Genomic DNA, 17208 nt, shown 5'->3' on the forward strand with positions numbered 1-17208 from the left:
CCCCAGCCATGAAACCATCGCTCGTCCTAAAAATGGGCCAGCAACTGACGATGACACCGCAGTTGCAACAGGCCATCCGCCTGCTCCAGCTCTCCACCCTGGACCTCCAACAGGAAATCCAGGAAGCGCTGGAGTCGAACCCGATGCTCGAACGTCAGGAAGACGGCGACGACTTCGACAACAGCGACCCAATGGCGGACAACGCCGAGAACAAGCCGGCCGCCGAAGTCCAGGACAACAGCTTCCAGGAAAGCACCACCAGTGCCGACACCCTGGAAGACGGTGAATGGAGCGAGCGCATCCCCAACGAACTGCCGGTCGACACCGCCTGGGAAGACATCTACCAGACCAGTGCCAGCAGCTTGCCGAGCAACGACGACGACGAGTGGGACTTCACCACCCGCACATCGGCCGGCGAAAGCCTGCAAAGCCACCTGCTGTGGCAACTGAACCTGGCTCCGATGTCCGACACCGACCGCCTGATCGCCGTCACCCTGATCGACAGCATCAACGGCCAGGGCTACCTGGAAGACACCCTCGAGGAGATCTGCGCCGGTTTCGATCCGGAGCTGGATATCGAGCTGGACGAGGTCGAAGCGGTTCTGCACCGCATCCAGCAGTTTGAGCCAGCAGGCGTTGCCGCCCGCACCCTTGGCGAATGCCTGTTGCTGCAATTGCGCCAGCTGCCCGCCAGCACCCCGTGGATGACGGAAGCCAAGCGCCTGGTCACCGACTTCATCGACCTGCTCGGCAGCCGTGATTACAGCCAGCTGATGCGTCGCATGAAAATCAAGGAAGACGAGCTGCGCCAGGTCATCGAGCTGGTACAAAGCCTCAACCCGCGCCCCGGCTCGCAGATCGAGTCCAGCGAACCCGAGTACGTGGTGCCCGACGTCATCGTGCGCAAGGACAGCGACCGCTGGCTGGTGGAGCTGAACCAGGAGGCCATTCCGCGCCTGCGCGTCAACCCGCAGTACGCCGGTTTTGTGCGCCGGGCCGACACCAGCGCCGACAACACCTTCATGCGCAACCAGCTGCAGGAAGCGCGCTGGTTCATCAAGAGCCTGCAAAGCCGCAACGAAACCCTGATGAAGGTGGCCACGCAGATCGTCGAGCACCAGCGCGGCTTCCTCGACCACGGCGACGAAGCGATGAAGCCCTTGGTACTGCATGACATTGCCGAAGCGGTGGGCATGCACGAGTCGACCATTTCGCGGGTAACCACGCAGAAGTACATGCACACCCCGCGTGGCATCTACGAACTGAAATACTTTTTCTCCAGCCACGTCAGCACCTCCGAAGGCGGAGAATGCTCGTCTACGGCGATCCGCGCGATCATCAAGAAACTGGTTGCGGCGGAAAATCAGAAAAAGCCATTGAGTGACAGCAAGATCGCTGGTTTACTGGAGGCACAAGGCATCCAGGTAGCCCGTCGCACCGTCGCCAAGTACCGCGAGTCCCTCGGCATCGCACCGTCGAGCGAGCGCAAGCGACTGATGTAGCCCCTGAGATGTGCCACAGCGTTTGTGGGGCAGGTGCAAGACCTGCCTCTTTATGCACGGGCAACAAAGGAGAAGCTGTATGCAAGTCAATATCAGTGGACAGCATGTAGAAGTCACCCAGCCACTGCGCGATTATGTGCTTGAAAAGCTCGCTCGCGTGGAAAGTCACTTCGACAAGATCACCAACGTGCAGGTCATCATGAAAGTCGAGAAGCTGCAGCAGAAGGTCGAGGCGACCTTGCAGATTCCCGGCGGCGAAGTGGTTGCCAACGCCGAACACGAAGACATGTATGCAGCGATCGACGCCTTGGCCGACAAGCTCGACCGCCAACTGAAAAAACACAAGGAAAAACAGCAAAGCCTGCTGCAAGGTGCAGCTGCCCGCTGATCCCCCTCATCCATGATCCGACTTGAAACCATCCTGACCCCCGGCCGTTCCCTCGTGAACGTGCCGGGCGGCAGCAAGAAGCGCGCCCTGGAAAAGGTCGCCACCGTCATCGCCGAACAAGTGCCCGAACTGGAGATGCAAGACGTCTTCGAAAAACTGGTCGCCCGGGAAAAACTCGGTTCGACCGGTTTCGGCAACGGCATCGCCATCCCGCACTGCCGGCTTGAAGGATGTTCCGCTCCGGTCAGCGCCCTGCTGCACCTGGAAGCGCCTATCGACTACGACGCCATCGATGGCGCGCCGGTGGACCTGCTGTTCGTCCTGCTGGTGCCAGAAGCCGCCACCGATGCCCATCTGGAATTGCTGCGCCAGATTGCCAGCATGCTCGATCGCAAGGAGGTCCGTGATCGCCTGCGTGCGGCCACCAGCAGCGAGGCCCTGTTCCAGGTTGTCCTGGACGTACAGAACGAGCACTGAACATGCGCCTGATCATCGTCAGCGGCCGGTCCGGCTCCGGCAAGAGCACCGCCCTCGATGTCCTGGAAGACAACGGTTTCTACTGCATTGACAACCTGCCCGCCGGGCTGCTGCCGCAACTGGCGGAAAATGCGCTGATCAACACCGAGTTGCAGCAACCCAAGGTCGCCGTGTCGATCGACGCGCGCAACTTGCCCAGCCACCTGACGCGTTTCCCCGAGTTGCTCGAAGAAGCCCGCGCCCGGCATATCCAGTGCGACGTGCTGTACCTGGATGCCGACGAAGACGTACTGCTCAAGCGTTTCTCGGAAACCCGCCGACGCCACCCGCTGACCAACGCCAACCGCTCGCTCGCGGAAGCGATCCGGGTGGAAAGCGAATTGCTGGGGCCGATTGCAGACCTGGCCGACCTGAAGATCGACACCACCAGCCTGAACCTGTACCAGCTGCGTGATTCGATCAAGCTGCGCCTGCTCAACCAGCCCGAGCCTGGCACCGCGTTCCTGGTCGAGTCGTTCGGTTTCAAGCGAGGAATGCCGGTCGATGCCGACCTGGTGTTCGATGTGCGCTGCCTGCCCAACCCTTACTGGAAGCCCGAGCTGCGTGAGCACTCCGGCCTCGACCAACCGGTGATCGACTACCTGGCCGCACAGCCGGATGTCGAAGAGATGTTCAACGACATTTCCAGCTACCTGCTCAAGTGGCTGCCCCGCTTCGCTGCCAGCAACCGTGCCTACGTCACCATTGCCATTGGCTGCACCGGCGGCCACCACCGCTCGGTGTACATCACCGAACGCCTTGGCCAGTTGTTGCAGCAATCCCTGAAAAACGTCCAGGTCCGCCACCGCGACCTCTAGCCCAAGGATACGCCCCACGATGCCCGCCCGTGAAATCACCATCATCAACAAGCTGGGTCTGCATGCCCGGGCGGCAGCCAAGTTCGTCGGCGTTGCCGGCCGCTTCCCCTGCCAGGTCAGGGTTGGCCGTGCGCCGGACAAGCTGGTGGATGGCAAGAGCATCATGGCGGTGATGATGCTGGCGGCCGGCAAAGGCACCCAGGTGCACCTGCATACCGAAGGCGAGCAGGACGACGATGCCATGGCAGCGCTGGTCGAACTGATCAACAATTATTTCGACGAAGGCGAATAAAGTTCGCAGGCCCGCACGGTCCGTGTGGGAACAGCTTTTTTGCACAAAAAAGCCTTTAGGAGATTGCCCAGTCCTTTTGGCTGCGCTGTCGCGTAGAGAACTGAATCCGCAAGCGGTACGCGTACCCTGTGGGAGCGGCGTTAGCCGCGAAGAATCCAACGCGGTGCATGGCACCGGCTGCGCCGATGTTCGCGGCTAAAGCCGCTCCCACAGCGAAGCCGGTGAACACCCCATCATCCGGCGCAAACCGATGCACAGCCCCAAGCGGGCCAGGCCAGGTCCAACCAGGCGAAGCCGCGCGCCAATAGCAACGCAGTGCCTGCCAGAAACAGCAAAGTCCCGAGCGCCAGGCGAAACAGGCGAAACAGGCGCACGCGGCTGACAGACATCATCTGGGAGCGCATACCGGGGAGACTCACTTCAGGGTTTCGAGGTAGCGGCGCTCCACTTCCGCCCAGTCAATGACGTTGTAGAAGGCACCGATGTATTCCGGACGACGGTTCTGGTACTTCAGGTAGTAGGCATGCTCCCACACGTCCAGGCCGAGGATTGGCGTGTTGCCGTGCATCAGCGGGCTGTCCTGGTTGCCGCTGCTTTCCACTACCAGGGTTTTCTGCGGGGTCACGCTGAGCCAGGCCCAGCCACTGCCGAAGCGGGTCAGCGCAGCCTTGGTGAAGGCCTCCTTGAAGGCATCGAAGCCGCCCAGTTGGGCGTCGATGGCCTGCGCCAGAGCGCCCTGCGGCTCTCCCCCGCCGTGCGGCGACATCACGGTCCAGAACAGGCTGTGGTTGGCGTGCCCGCCGCCATGGTTGGTCACCGCACCACGCAGGTCTTCCGGCAGTTGCCCGACCGCGCCGAGCAGTTTTTCCACCGGCCACTCAGCCCACTCGGTGCCTTCGATGGCGGCGTTGAGGCCAGTGACGTAGGTCTGGTGGTGCTTGGTGTGGTGGATTTCCATGGTCTGCGCGTCGATGTGCGGTTCCAGCGCAGCGTAAGCGTAAGGCAGTGCAGGCAAGGTATGGGGCATATCAGTGAATTCCGTAGGCATGGGTTGGGCGATGACCAACGCGGCCACCGCTGACGCTTGGGCCGTGACTCAGTGTCAGATACCACCGGCGGTGAGTTTTTCCGGGTCCAGTAGCGCTTCCAGCTGGTCACGCGACAGGTCGGTGTGTTCCAGCGCCACGTCGATGATCGGACGGCCTTGCTTGTAAGCGGTCTTGGCGATTTCGGCGGCCTTGAGGTAGCCGATGATCGGGTTCAGCGCCGTGACCAGAATCGGGTTGCGTGCCAGGGCTTCCTTGAGCTTGCTTTCGTTGACCTTGAAACTGGCGATGGCCTTGTCGGCCAGCAGGCGGCTAACGTTGGCCATCAGTTCGATGCTCTCCAGCAGGTTGCGGGCGATAACCGGCAGCATCACGTTCAGCTCGAAGTTGCCGGACTGGCCAGCGATGGCGATGGTGGCGTCATTGCCGATCACTTGGGCGGCGACCATGGCGGTGGCCTCTGGAATCACCGGGTTGACCTTGCCAGGCATGATAGAAGAGCCCGGCTGCAGGCCTTGCAGCTCGATTTCGCCCAGCCCGGCCAGCGGGCCAGAGTTCATCCAGCGCAGGTCGTTGGCAATCTTCATCAACGCCACGGCGGCAGTCTTGAGCTGGCCGGACAGGGCCACTGCGGTGTCCTGCGAGCCGATCAGGGCGAACAGGTTCTGCCCGGGGGTGAACTCGACCTGGGTCAGGCCGCTGAGCTGGCGGGCGAAACCAGCAGCGAATTGCGGGTGGGCGTTGATGCCGGTACCCACGGCCGTGCCGCCCTGGGCCAGGGCCTGCAGGCTCGGCAGGGTCGCTTCGATGTGTGCCTTGGCGCCATTGATCTGCGCCGCCCAGCCATCCAGCACCTGGCTCATGCGCACCGGCATGGCGTCCATCAGGTGGGTGCGGCCGGTCTTCACGTACTGATGCACCTGTGCCGACTTGGCCTCGATCACCTGTACCAGGTGCGCCATGGCGGGCAGTAGCTGCTCGTGCAAGGCCAGGGCGGCGCTGACGTGAATCGTGGTCGGGATGATGTCGTTGCTGCTCTGGCCGCAGTTGACGTGGTCGTTGGCGTTGACGGCCTCACCCAGCACGCGACTGGCCAGTGTGGCGATCACCTCGTTGGCGTTCATGTTCGAGCTGGTTCCAGAGCCTGTCTGGAACACATCCACCGGGAAATGCTGGATGAAGTCACCCGCCAGGAGTTGCTCGACTGCTGTTACGATGGCCTGGCCTTGCGCGGTCGACAACTGTTCCAGTTCGACGTTGGCCTTGGCCGCGGCAGCCTTGGCCAGCAGAAGTGCACGAATGAACTGGGCCGGCATGCGCTGGCCGCTGATCGGGAAATTGTCGACCGCGCGTTGGGTCTGGGCACCGTACAGGGCCTGGGCCGGCACCTGCAGTTCGCCCATGCTGTCACGCTCGATACGGGTATCACTCATCATCAAATCCTTGCATCAGTTCATCGGGAGAAATCGACGGCAGCAGGCGGCAATTGGCCAACTGCAGGGCGTAGGGCTGCCAGCGCTGGTTCTGTGCCTCGCGGTCGAGGTTGCGCAGGTCCAGCAATGGGCGCCAGGCCTGGTCCAGGCACAGGCAGCGCCAATGCCAGGGCAGCATGCGGTCGCAGGCGGTATCCAGCAGCAGGCGGAAGGAGGTCAGCGCCACCGTCCATGGCGAAGTCTCGGTGCAGCACACCAGGTAACGGCCTTCAGCCAGGTAATGCTCGATCAGGCGCGGTTCGTCGGGCTCGAGTGCACAGCGGATGCGTCGGCTGAGCCAGCGCCAGTTTTCCAGGTAGGGCAGTTCGCGGAGGACGGGTTTCATGAACATCATCGCCGGGTTACTGGATAATGATATTAATTATTAAATGATAAATAGAATCACTTCAATAGGAAGCTGATGGAACAAAAAACCCGGCGCGGGGGCCGGGTCTTTGGTTTCATTGAAAATTCTGTAGTGCCTGCACCGGCCTCTTCGCGGGTAAAACCGCTCCCACAGGAATCGCATAAGGCTCAGTCTTGTGCAGTACCTGTAGGAGCGGGTTTACCCGCGAAGAGGCCGGTAAAGGCTGTGGATCAGCTACCAGCCACAGTCATCCGCTCGATCAGCACCGAACCGGTGTGAATGTTGCTGCGGGTCTCAAGATCGCTGCCGATCGCGACAATCTGCTGGAACATGTCTTTCATGTTCCCGGCAATGGTCACTTCCTGCACCGCGTGCTGAATCTCGCCATTCTCGACCCAGAAGCCCGCCGCGCCACGGGAATAATCACCCGTCACCATGTTCAGGCCATGCCCCATCAACTCGGTCACCAGCAGCCCTCGGCCCATGCGCCGGATCAGCGCCGCCTGGTCTTCGACCCCATGGCTGACGAACAGGTTGTGCACGCCGCCGGCATTGGCCGTGCTTGGCAAACCCAGCTTGCGCCCGGAATAGGTACCCAGCAGGTACGACACCAGCTCACCCTTGTCGACGAACGGCTTGGCATAGGTAGCCAGGCCATCGCCGTCGAATGCGGCACTGCCCAGTGCCCGCGGAATGTGCGGGCGCTCGTCGAGGGTCAGCCAGGTGGGGAACAGGCGCTGGCCGATGGTCCCCTCCAGGAACGACGACTTGCGGTACAGGTTGCCACCGGAGATGGCCGACAGGAAACTGCCGAACAGGCCACCGGCCAGCTCGGCCGAGAACAGCACCGGCACCTCGCAGGTCGGCACCGGCCGCGCACCCAGACGGCTGGCTGCACGCTGGGCAGCGCGCATGCCGATGCTACGCGGGTCGGCCAGCAGGTTGCCCTGCCGGTTCACGTCGTACCAGTAGTCACGCTGCATCTGGCCGTCGCCTTCGGCGATCATCACACAGCTCAGGCTGTGCCGGGTCGAGGCGTAGCCACCGATGAAACCATGGCTGTTGCCATACACGCGGCAACCCTGGTGTGTATTGAGGGTGGTACCGTCGGCATTGAGGATACGCGGGTCGGCGTCGAACGCCGCCGCTTCGCAGGCCAGGGCCATCTCGATGGCCTTCTCTGGCTCGAGGTTCCAGTCGTGGTACAGGTCCAGGTCCGGGATATCGCGGGCCATCAACGCTGCGTCGGCCAGGCCGGAACATTCGTCCTCGGAGGTATGCCTGGCAATCGCCAAGGCCGCGGCGACGGTTTCGCGGATCGCTTCCGGGCCACTGGCCGAGGTGCTGGCCGAGCCTTTGCGCTGGCCCACATAGAGGGTGATGCCAAAGCCCTGGTCGCGGTTGAACTCGACCGTCTCGACCTCTCGCTGACGTACCGTGGTGGACAGGCCCTGCTCCAGCGACACCGCCACTTCGCAGGCGCTGGCCCCCTGGCGGCGCGCCTCGGCGATGATCGCCTCGACCTGCTCCTGCAATGCTGGCAGGTCCTTCGGACCTACGCTCTGGACTGCACTCATGGTTCTCTCCACTCAAATTCTGCGTTCGGCGAGGGTCATTCTACGACCGGGCCGGACAAGCGGCCCCCGACTGGTTATCATGGCGGCGATTTCTAGCGGACTGCCACCATGGTTGATTCAAACGACGACGCCTTCGACGGCGAAAAAAGCAAAACCCAGATCAAGCGCGAGCTGCATGCGCTGGTCGAACTCGGCGAGCGCCTTACCACGCTCAAGGCCGATACCCTGGCTCGCCTGCCGTTGACCGACGAGCTGCGCAAGGCCCTGGCCGAAGCCAGCAAGCACACCGCTCACGGTGCCCGCAAACGCCACATGTCGTTTGTCGGCAAGCTGATGCGCGTGCAGGACCTGGATGCCATCCACGCTCTGCTCGAACAGATGGACAGCTCGACCCGCCAGTACAATGAGCGCTTCCACAGCCTGGAGCGCTGGCGCGACCGGTTGATCGACGGTAACGACGAAGACCTCGAACGCTTCGTCAACGAATACCCCGACACCGACCGCCAGCAGCTGCGCTCGCTGGTACGCCATGCCCAGCACGAGAAGGCCCGGAACAAGCCGCCTGCCGCCGCGCGCAAGGTGTTCAAGTACATCCGCGATCTCGACGAGCTGCAGCGCGGATTGCGCTGATCGCCATGGGGCCGCTTTGCGGCCCATTCGCAGCACAAGGCGGCTCCTACAGAAATACGCGATCCCTGTAGGAGCAGCCTTGTGCTGCGAATGGACCGCAAAGCGGTCCCTGAAGCCATCACGCCCCTGTACCGCCCACGGTGATCGCATCCAGCTTCAAGGTCGGCTGCCCGACCCCCACCGGCACCGACTGCCCGTCCTTGCCGCAAGTCCCTACCCCGCTGTCCAGCGCCAGGTCGTTACCGACCATCGACACCCGGCTCATCGCCTCCGGCCCGTTGCCGATCAGGGTCGCCCCCTTCACCGGCGCGGTAATCTTGCCGTCTTCGATCAGGTAGGCCTCACTGGTCGAGAACACGAACTTGCCGCTGGTAATGTCCACCTGGCCACCGCCGAGGTTGGCGCAGTAGATACCCTTCTTCACCGAAGCGATGATTTCCTGCGGGTCGCTTTCGCCCGCACGCATGTAGGTGTTGGTCATGCGCGGCATCGGCAGGTGCGCGTAGGATTCGCGGCGGCCGTTGCCGGTCACCGCCATGCCCATCAGGCGCGCGTTCAGCTTGTCCTGCATGTAGCCCTTGAGCACACCGTTCTCGATCAGCGTGGTGCACTCGGTCGGGGTGCCTTCGTCATCCACGCTCAGCGAGCCACGGCGGCCTTCGAGGGTGCCGTCGTCGACAATGGTGCACAGGCTCGACGCCACCTTCTCGCCAATGCGGCCGCTGAACGCCGAACTGCCCTTGCGGTTGAAGTCACCTTCCAGGCCATGGCCGACAGCCTCGTGCAGCAGCACGCCCGACCAGCCCGAACCCAGCACCACCGGCAGGGTACCAGCCGGTGCCGGGATCGCCTCCAGGTTCACCAGGGCCTGGCGCAGCGCTTCGCGGGCATAGCCCATGACCCGTTCTTCGGTGAAGAAGCGGTAGTCGGTACGCCCGCCACCGCCCTGCCCGCCACGCTCGCGGCGGCCGTTCTGCTCGACGATTACGCTGACGTTGAAGCGCACCAGCGGGCGCACGTCGGCGGCCAGGCTGCCATCGGCCGCAGCGATCAGGATGCGTTCCCAGACCCCGGCCATGCTCACACTGACCTGCTGGATACGCGGGTCAAGGGTGCGGGTGGCGGCGTCGACACGCTTGAGCAGTTCGACCTTTTCGGCACGGCTGAGCACATCCAGCGGGTTGTCCGCCGGGTAAAGCGCGGTCACATCCTGGCTGCGGAAGGCCTGCACCTTGCCGTTCTGCCCGGCACGCGAGATCGAACGGGCGGCACGGGCGGCCGAGGTCAGCGCTTCGAGGTTGATTGCGTTGCTGTAGGCAAAGCCGGTCTTTTCACCGGACTGGGCACGCACGCCCACGCCCTGGTCGAGGTTGAAACTGCCCTCTTTGACGATGCCGTCTTCCAGCGCCCAGGTTTCCGAGATCTGGCCCTGGAAATACAGGTCGGCGGCATCGATGCCGGGGCCGGCCAACTCACCCAGCACGCTCTGCAGGCTGTCCAGGGTCAAGCCGCCTGGGGCCAGGAGCTGCTCGCTGACGGTGGATAACATCTGGCTCATAGTCACTCCGAGGTGTGCGCAGGCCGCAACGCGCCCTGCGAGAAAAAGCGCCGGTGCGATACCACCGGCATGCGCGCCCGGATGGACGCTTGTTCGTCAATGTCGCGCTCGGCGAGCAGCACCGCTTCACCTTGCGCCTGTTCCGCGACGATGCGCCCCCAGGGGTCGACGATCGCCGCATGGCCATGGGTTTCCCGTGGCCCCGGGTGGGTGCCGCCCTGTGCCGCAGCCAGCAGGTAGCACTGGGTCTCGATGGCACGGGCGCGCACAAGCACTTCCCAATGTGCCGCGCCCGTTACCGCGGTGAAGGCGGCCGGCGCAGTGATCAGTTCCGCGCCGGCGGCGCGCAGTGCGCTGTACAGTTCGGGGAAGCGCAGGTCGTAGCACACGCTCAGCCCCAGCCGCCCCACCGGCGTATCAGCCACCACTACCTGGGCGCCGTGGGCATAGTCGTCGGACTCGCGGTAACGGCCACGATTGTCGGCAACGTCCACATCGAACAGGTGCAGCTTGTCATAGCGTGCCGCTACCTCACCGTGTTCGTCGATCAGCAGCGAGCAGGCATGGGCCTTGGCTTCAGGTTGGCCGACCGGTGGCAATGGCAAGGTACCGGCGACAATCCATAACTTGAGGTCGCGGGCGGTGCGTTTCAACCATGGCAGGATCGGCCCTTCGCCCAACGCTTCGGCGCGGCCGATGGCAGCGGCGTCCTTGCGGCCCATGGCAGCGAAGTTTTCCGGCAGCACCGCCAGCCGTGCGCCGCCAGAGGCGGCCCGCTCCAACAGGGCACCGGCGCGCTGCAGGTTGGCCAGCACATCGTCCTGGCTGACCATCTGGATTACAGCTGCCTTCATGGGCACTCCTAGCGGGATTTCTCGAAAGGTTTCACAAATGTGATTCTAGGCTCTTTCACCGGACCTTCGACACGGTAGTGCACGCTGGCGAAGCGTGACACCCGGTCACCGATCAGCCGGTCCACCAGGAACAGCGCCCCGCCCACGGCCGGCGCGCCGACAATCAAGGCCGCCAGCGGCAAGTTGTTGGTCACTGGCAGGCTCACCTGCAGGTTGGCATCGACCCGGTCGCGTACCAGGTCCAGTGTGCCGTCCAGCTCGAAGTTGCTCGACGGGCCGGTCACAGCGATTGGCTCGCGGGTCACATAGACACCGTCACTGGCTACCAGCAAACCTTTGACACGGTCGTAGGCCAGGCCCTTGTCGAACAGGTCGGAGAAGTCCAGGCGCAAGCGCCGACCGATGGAGTTGAAGTTCAGCAGGCCGAACACCCGCAGCGCCTGGGCACTGCCTTCGACCTCCACGAACTGGCCGGTGCGCAGTGCTGCGTCCATGCTGCCAGAGAAGCGCTTGAGGCTCACCGAGGCCGGCGAACCCGGCCAGCGGCCATCCACATCCAGGCGGAAGTCGCGGCTGGTCACGGTCGGTGCAAAGCCCCAGGCCTTGAGCACATCCGCCAGGTTCTTGCCGTCCAGGCGCCCTTTGTACCAGCTGCTGGTGCTGCCCGGTTCGCCTTCCCAGCCACCGCCACCATCGATACGCAGGCCTTTGAAGTCGAGGTCTATATCGCTGGCGGTCACGCCACGCGCGGTCGGCCGCAGCTTGAGCGACGCACTGCCGTACAGGTCGTCACCGCGATAGAGCTTGTCAATGCTCAGGTCCAGCGCCGGAACCTTGCGCGGGTCGAACGAAGCCAGCGGGTCCGGGCCCTCCTCGGCCTGTGCCTCTGCCTGCTTTTCCGCCGCGCTGGCGGCGGGCAGGCGCAAGGTCTGCATGCGCACCACCATTGGCGCGCCCTTGGCATCCGGCACCCGGGCGTTGCCGATGACTTCCTTGCTATCGAAGCGCAGATCCCAGGCGGGGCCGCCACGGGCCAGGCGCACCACGGCCTGGTTCAGGTCCAGGCCAAAGGCTTTCAGCTGGCCGATGCTCAGGTCTACGCCTTGCAGGTTCTGCCTCGCGCTACCGCCCGGGTCATCGCCGGCCAGGCGCGCCGCCTGTTCCTGCCAGGGCCCCAGGTCCAGCGTCTCCAGGTGCCCGCGCACTCGCAGGCCCTGGCCGGCAGGTACCTGGGCGTTACCGGTGCCCAGCAGCAACTCGCCACGGCCCTGCCCCAGCTTCTCGGCCGGCGCGGCGTAGGCAAAGCGGGCAAGGTCGGTGTAGGCGACATCGAAGCGCCGCTCCGGCCCCTGGAGGGTCATGCTGAAGCGTGTGTCACGGGTATCGGCCGCTGCCTTGCCGAACGGTGCCGGCAGGTCTATGGCCAAGCCCCTGAGGCTGGAATCGACACTCAGGCGGTTGTCCCGGCTACCCAGGCTGACCTGCAACTGGTAAGGCAGGTCGCCGGACGCCGGCAAGGCCTGCTTGAACTGCAGCCAGTCGGTCAGTGCCTTGAGCGACACCTGGCCGCTGGCGTTGACGCGTGTCTGCATCTGCCCGGGCTGGCCTTCGGCGGTGATTTGCGCCGTCACCGGCTTGCCGAAGGCCTGCAGGCTGATGCCCTTGCCGCTCAGGCCCTTGTCCAAATCAAAGCTGAAGTCACCCTTCAGGCGGCTCAACTCCAGGCTCGGCGGCGCAACCTTCAATCGCGCATCGTCGGTGGCAAAGTCTACCTGCACTTTCGGCCGCTGCCCGCGAGCCAGCGGAATGTCGAGCTTGACCTTGCCCTTGAGCGGCCCCTCGCCCTCCCAGCCGGCAAATATCTCGCCGGTGCCGATTGGAGCCTCCTTGAGGATCTTCAGGCCATCGCCCAAGCTCCCGTCGAAGTCACCATCGAGGTACAGGTGGCTTTGCTGGCCCTCGTCGACATGCGGGATATCGACGCTCACATTACTGACCTTGGTGTCGAGGAGTACGCCACGCTGGGCCTTGACGCGCACACCACTGTCCTCGATGAACACATCGCCATCCACGTGCTGCACCTGCGGCCAGCCCGGCTGGAAGTCCAGGGCTGCATCACGCACCTTGAAGAACAGGCTGATGCTGCGGGCTTCCGGCGCGACACCATGGTTCAGCGAGCCTTGGTACTGGAAGTAGCCTTCGTCCACCGTGCCTTTGACGATCGCACTGCGCAGCCATTCGTCGAGTGCCGGGCTGAGCACCTCGGGCAGGTACTTGGCGGTGTAGCGGCCATCACCTTCGGTCAGGCCGACGCGCAGGTCCATGTAGTCTTCACGGCCTTCTTCGAACAACAGGCGAATGAGGAAGTCACCGGCGATCTTGCCCTCCTCGCCCAGTACCTTGAGGTAAGGCGCGACCAGGGTGAAACCCTCCTTGTCCAGGGCCCAGGTCAGGCGCGCATTGGCCTTCTGGTAATGCCAGGGTTTGGCGAAGATCGGGTACAGGTGCAGCATGAACGCATCGGTATCAAGGCGCAGTTCGCCATGACCAAGGTCTCCGCTGATGCTGCCGCTGACGTTACCGGCTGCCGGGGCATTGTGATAGGCATCGAAACCGACCTTCTCCAGGTTGGCTTCGAACTGCAGGCGCTGGTCACCCTCTGCCTTGGGCCGGGCTACCAGACGCACATTGCGCAACGCGCCGGTCACATTCAGGCCATCGACCACGGCCATGACCTTGTCCGGCAGTGGCGCCAGGGCATCGACGAGCGGTGTCAACGGCGTGAGGTCGAGGCGGTCGGCCTGCACGTTCCAGCTTTCCGCGGCAGCGTCCTCGCCTGGACGCTGCTGCAATTGCAGGTGCGACTCCCAACGGGTCTTGCCGACGTCCATGGCCAGGGAGTCGACTACCACATCGAAGCCTTGTTCCTGGCGCAGGAACCAGGCACCCAGCGCCAGGTTGTTCAGCCTGGCCGCCTTGCGCCCGGCATAGGCACCGTGCAGCTCCGGTGCATTGAGGCGTACAACGGCCTGCTGCAACTGCCCCTTGCTCCAGTCGACCCAGAACTCGCCGCCCGCCCGCAGGGCGTCGGCATGCCACTGGCCCAGCAGGCGTGGCGGCAGCCAACGCGCCCAGTCACTCTGTGGCAGGCTCAGGTAGGCTTCGACCTTGCCGTCGCGCCAGGCGCTGGGCGTGGCACGACTGCGCAGGTTCAGCGAAAGCGGTTGGCCATCGGGAAGGGTCGCGCGCAGATCCAGGGCATGGCGCGAAGCTCCGGCCTGCAGGCCAACGCTCACATAAGTGAGGGTCAACGGGTCGCGCTGCCAGGGGTGCAGGGTGACCTGACTGTCGAACACATCGATGCGGCCCAACTGGCGCAGGCGCTGCAACAACTCGGCGGGGTCGAGCGGCGCATCGTCCTTCTTCGGCAGGCCTTCGAGGTTCCAGGCGCCCTGCTCGTTCTCGCGCAGGATCAACTGCAGGCCGCCCAACTGAATGCGTGCCAGGCGTACTTCTCGGGCAGTGAGGCTGGCCCAGACATCGGGGACTACCTTGACGTCGTCCAGGCGCAGGGCCGTCGCCCCATCGCCCAGTTGCAGGTCGCGCACCCGCAGCACCGGTGCCAGGCCGCTCCAGCGGCCTTCCAGGGCACCAACGTGCACGGGCAGGCCCAAAGCCTGCTCGGCCTTGCTTTCCACATCGGCGCGATACTCGGCCACCAACGGCACCAGTTCGCGGCCGAGGCTGACATACAGTGCCACCAGCACCGCCAGCAGGGCGCAAACGCCCAGCCCCCAGCGGGTCAAGGCGACAAGAACGCGGTTCAGACGTCCCATGGCCATGGCCCTCCAGGTCGTTTATCCATGATGGCCCGTAGCCCCGGATTTTCCAGCCCGGGCCACCTGCGGCGCGTTTCAGAAGGCCTCAGAGCAGCACCACATCGTATTGTTCCTGCGAATACATCGACTCCACCTGGAAACGAATGGTTCGGCCGATAAAGGCTTCCAGCTCCGCGACGTTACCGGATTCTTCATCCAGCAACCGATCGACCACCTTCTGGTTGGCAAGCACGCGGTAGCCTTCGGCCTGATATGCACGGGCCTCGCGCAGGATCTCGCGGAAGATTTCGTAACAGATGGTCTCGGGGGTTTTCAGCTTGCCACGGCCCTGACAGGCCAGGCAGGGCTCGCACAGCACCTGTTCCAGGCTTTCGCGTGTGCGCTTGCGGGTCATCTGCACCAGGCCCAGCTCGGTGATGCCGATGATGTTGGTCTTGGCGTGATCGCGCTCCAGCTGCTTTTCCAGCGTTCGCAGCACCTGGCGCTGGTGCTCCTCGTCTTCCATGTCGATGAAGTCGATGATGATGATGCCGCCGATATTGCGCAGGCGCAGTTGCCGGGCGATGGCGGTGGCGGCCTCGAGGTTGGTCTTGAAGATGGTCTCTTCAAGGTTGCGATGGCCGACGAAGGCGCCGGTGTTCACATCGATGGTGGTCATCGCTTCAGCCGGGTCGACCACCAGGTAGCCACCGGACTTCAGCGGCACCTTGCGCTCCAGTGCACGCTGGATCTCGTCCTCGACGCCGTACAGGTCGAAAATCGGCCGTTCGCCCGGGTAGTGTTCGAGGCGGTCGGCGATTTCCGGCATCAGTTCGCCAACGAACTGCGTGGTCTTCTGGAAGGTTTCCCGCGAGTCGATGCGGATCTTCTCGATCTTGGGGTTGACCAGGTCACGCAAGGTACGCAGGGCCAGGCCCAGGTCCTCGTAGATGACCGTGGGCGCACCGCAGGTCTTGATCTGGGTGCCGATCTGCTCCCACAGGCGGCGCAGGTAGCGAATGTCCTGCAGGATCTCTTCAGCGCGTGCGCCTTCGGCGGCGGTGCGCAGGATGAAGCCACCGGCGTCCTTGATGTTCTCGCTTTCCATGCAGTCGCTGACTACCTGCTTGAGGCGCTCGCGCTCGGCTTCGTCTTCGATCTTCAGGGAAATGCCGACATGGCTGCTGCGCGGCATGTACACCAGGTAGCGTGACGGGATCGACAGCTGGGTGGTCAGGCGCGCGCCCTTGGTGCCGATCGGGTCCTTGGTCACCTGTACCACCAGGGCCTGGCCCTCGTGCACCAGGGCGGTGATGTTCTCTACCGCCGAGCCTTCGCGCTGGGATATTTCCGAGGCATGGATGAATGCCGCGCGCTCAAGGCCGATGTCGACGAAGGCCGCCTGCATGCCCGGCAGCACACGCACCACCTTGCCTTTGTAGATATTGCCGACGATGCCCCGGCGCTGGGTGCGCTCGACATGCACTTCCTGCAGCACCCCGTTTTCCACCACCGCCACGCGCGACTCCATCGGGGTGATGTTGATCAGGATCTCTTCACTCATGGCAGGCTCTCGTCAAAGGTCTTGGGTAATGATGGATGGCGTATGCAGTGCTGGCTACCGCTGGTTTGTTACCTCTGGCGTATGCGCGGGCGATTGCCAGCAGGCAATGCCGAATTGGCCAAGCAGTTCGGCCGTTTCGCTGAGGGGCAAGCCGACCACCGCCGAGTAGCTACCGGAAAGGCCGGTGACGAACACCGCGCCCAACCCCTGGATGGCATAGCCGCCGGCCTTGTCCGCGGGCTCGCCGCTGGCCCAGTAGCGTTGCGCTTCCTCGGCGCTGATTGCACGGAAGCGCACCTTGCTGGTGACGCACAGGCTGTGCACGCGCTGGCCATCGCTCAGGGCGACCGCGGTCAGAACCTGGTGCTCGCGGCCCGACAGACCGGCCAGCATGGCCAGGGCATCTTCGCGGTTTTCCGGTTTGCCGAGAATACGACCATCGAGCACCACGGCAGTGTCTGCACCCAGCACCACAGCCCGATTTTCCAGGGCTGCGGTGTGGCTATTCGCGGGCACGCCCGCTCCCACAGGGACGGCGCTGCCCTCCAGGCCATCATCGGACCTGTGGGAGCGGGCATGCCCGCGAATGGCCTGCACTGGATGTTCCAGGCTAGCCAGGCCAGCGGCAGCCTTGGCCCGGGCCAGGCGCTCGACGTAGGCCGGTGCGCTTTCATCGGGCAGTGGGGTTTCATCGATGGGGGCACTGACGACGCTGAACGGCACACCGATCTGGGTCAGCAGTTCACGACGACGGGGCGAGCCGGAGGCCAGGTATAGCGGGTTCATGCAGACATCTCCCTGTCAGT

The 17208-nt window shown here is 63.9% G+C and carries 15 protein-coding genes; 6 read left to right on the plus strand and 9 right to left on the minus strand.

Translation table 11 applies throughout. The annotated features are described in order from the left end of the window. Window positions 1-8 precede the first annotated feature (8 nt). From CAG18_RS08910 to CAG18_RS08930, 5 genes are all read left to right on the plus strand, one after another. The gene (locus CAG18_RS08910; protein ID WP_054573146.1) at window positions 9-1502 is read left to right on the plus strand and encodes an RNA polymerase factor sigma-54; all 1494 of its coding nucleotides are present in this window, start codon (window positions 9-11) and stop codon (window positions 1500-1502) included. A 79-nt stretch (window positions 1503-1581) separates the two neighbouring features. After that, window positions 1582-1890 carry a ribosome hibernation-promoting factor, HPF/YfiA family gene (gene hpf, locus CAG18_RS08915; protein WP_003255135.1) on the plus strand — a complete coding sequence of 103 codons (309 nt, stop codon included), beginning with the start codon at window positions 1582-1584 and terminating at the stop codon, window positions 1888-1890. 12 nt (window positions 1891-1902) lie between these two features. Beyond that, window positions 1903-2367, plus strand: coding sequence for a PTS IIA-like nitrogen regulatory protein PtsN (gene ptsN / locus CAG18_RS08920; protein WP_015269060.1), 465 nt, complete (start codon window positions 1903-1905; stop codon window positions 2365-2367). 2 nt (window positions 2368-2369) lie between these two features. Next, a complete protein-coding gene (rapZ, locus tag CAG18_RS08925; RefSeq protein WP_013971076.1) occupies window positions 2370-3224 on the plus strand; it encodes an RNase adapter RapZ in 855 nt (284 codons plus the stop codon). Between the two features lie 19 nt (window positions 3225-3243). After that, window positions 3244-3516, plus strand: coding sequence for an HPr family phosphocarrier protein (locus CAG18_RS08930; RefSeq protein WP_013971075.1), 273 nt, complete (start codon window positions 3244-3246; stop codon window positions 3514-3516). A 415-nt stretch (window positions 3517-3931) separates the two neighbouring features. On the opposite strand, the gene CAG18_RS08935 is transcribed toward CAG18_RS08930, so the two are convergent. From CAG18_RS08935 to pmbA, 4 genes are all read right to left on the minus strand, one after another. Beyond that, window positions 3932-4543, minus strand: a complete 612-nt coding sequence (locus CAG18_RS08935) for a superoxide dismutase (protein WP_054573147.1) — start codon at window positions 4541-4543, stop codon at window positions 3932-3934. A gap of 75 nt (window positions 4544-4618) precedes the next feature. After that, on the minus strand, window positions 4619-5995 hold the full coding sequence (locus CAG18_RS08940) for a lyase family protein (RefSeq protein ID WP_085720760.1): 1377 nt from the start codon (window positions 5993-5995) through the stop codon (window positions 4619-4621). Then, window positions 5988-6389, minus strand: a complete 402-nt coding sequence (locus tag CAG18_RS08945) for a hypothetical protein (RefSeq protein WP_025337819.1) — start codon at window positions 6387-6389, stop codon at window positions 5988-5990. The genes CAG18_RS08940 and CAG18_RS08945 overlap by 8 nt, the downstream gene beginning before the upstream one ends. A 242-nt stretch (window positions 6390-6631) precedes the next feature. Beyond that, window positions 6632-7978 carry a metalloprotease PmbA gene (pmbA, locus tag CAG18_RS08950; protein ID WP_085720761.1) on the minus strand — a complete coding sequence of 449 codons (1347 nt, stop codon included), beginning with the start codon at window positions 7976-7978 and terminating at the stop codon, window positions 6632-6634. A 108-nt stretch (window positions 7979-8086) separates the two neighbouring features. On the opposite strand from pmbA, the gene yjgA reads away from it, so the two are divergent. Beyond that, a complete protein-coding gene (gene yjgA / locus CAG18_RS08955) occupies window positions 8087-8608 on the plus strand; it encodes a ribosome biogenesis factor YjgA (protein WP_003255152.1) in 522 nt (173 codons plus the stop codon). Between the two features lie 118 nt (window positions 8609-8726). On the opposite strand, the gene tldD is transcribed toward yjgA, so the two are convergent. From tldD to CAG18_RS08980, 5 genes are all read right to left on the minus strand, one after another. Continuing rightward, entirely contained in the window at window positions 8727-10166 is a 1440-nt protein-coding gene (gene tldD / locus CAG18_RS08960) for a metalloprotease TldD (RefSeq protein WP_054573148.1), read from the minus strand. Between the two features lie 2 nt (window positions 10167-10168). Beyond that, window positions 10169-11020 (minus strand): carbon-nitrogen hydrolase family protein, encoded by an 852-nt coding sequence (locus tag CAG18_RS08965; protein WP_085720762.1) that lies wholly within the window; start codon window positions 11018-11020, stop codon window positions 10169-10171. A gap of 8 nt (window positions 11021-11028) precedes the next feature. Then, complete coding sequence (locus CAG18_RS08970) at window positions 11029-14862, minus strand: YhdP family protein (protein ID WP_054573149.1); 3834 nt, start codon at window positions 14860-14862, stop codon at window positions 11029-11031. Window positions 14863-14944: 82 nt separating this feature from the next. Then, the gene (gene rng, locus CAG18_RS08975) at window positions 14945-16402 is read right to left on the minus strand and encodes a ribonuclease G (protein WP_013971067.1); all 1458 of its coding nucleotides are present in this window, start codon (window positions 16400-16402) and stop codon (window positions 14945-14947) included. 54 nt (window positions 16403-16456) lie between these two features. Next, window positions 16457-17188, minus strand: coding sequence for a nucleoside triphosphate pyrophosphatase (locus CAG18_RS08980; protein WP_085720763.1), 732 nt, complete (start codon window positions 17186-17188; stop codon window positions 16457-16459). Window positions 17189-17208 lie beyond the last annotated feature (20 nt).

This window comes from Pseudomonas sp. B22(2017) (assembly GCF_002113105.1).
Lineage (GTDB): Bacteria > Pseudomonadota > Gammaproteobacteria > Pseudomonadales > Pseudomonadaceae > Aquipseudomonas > Aquipseudomonas asiatica.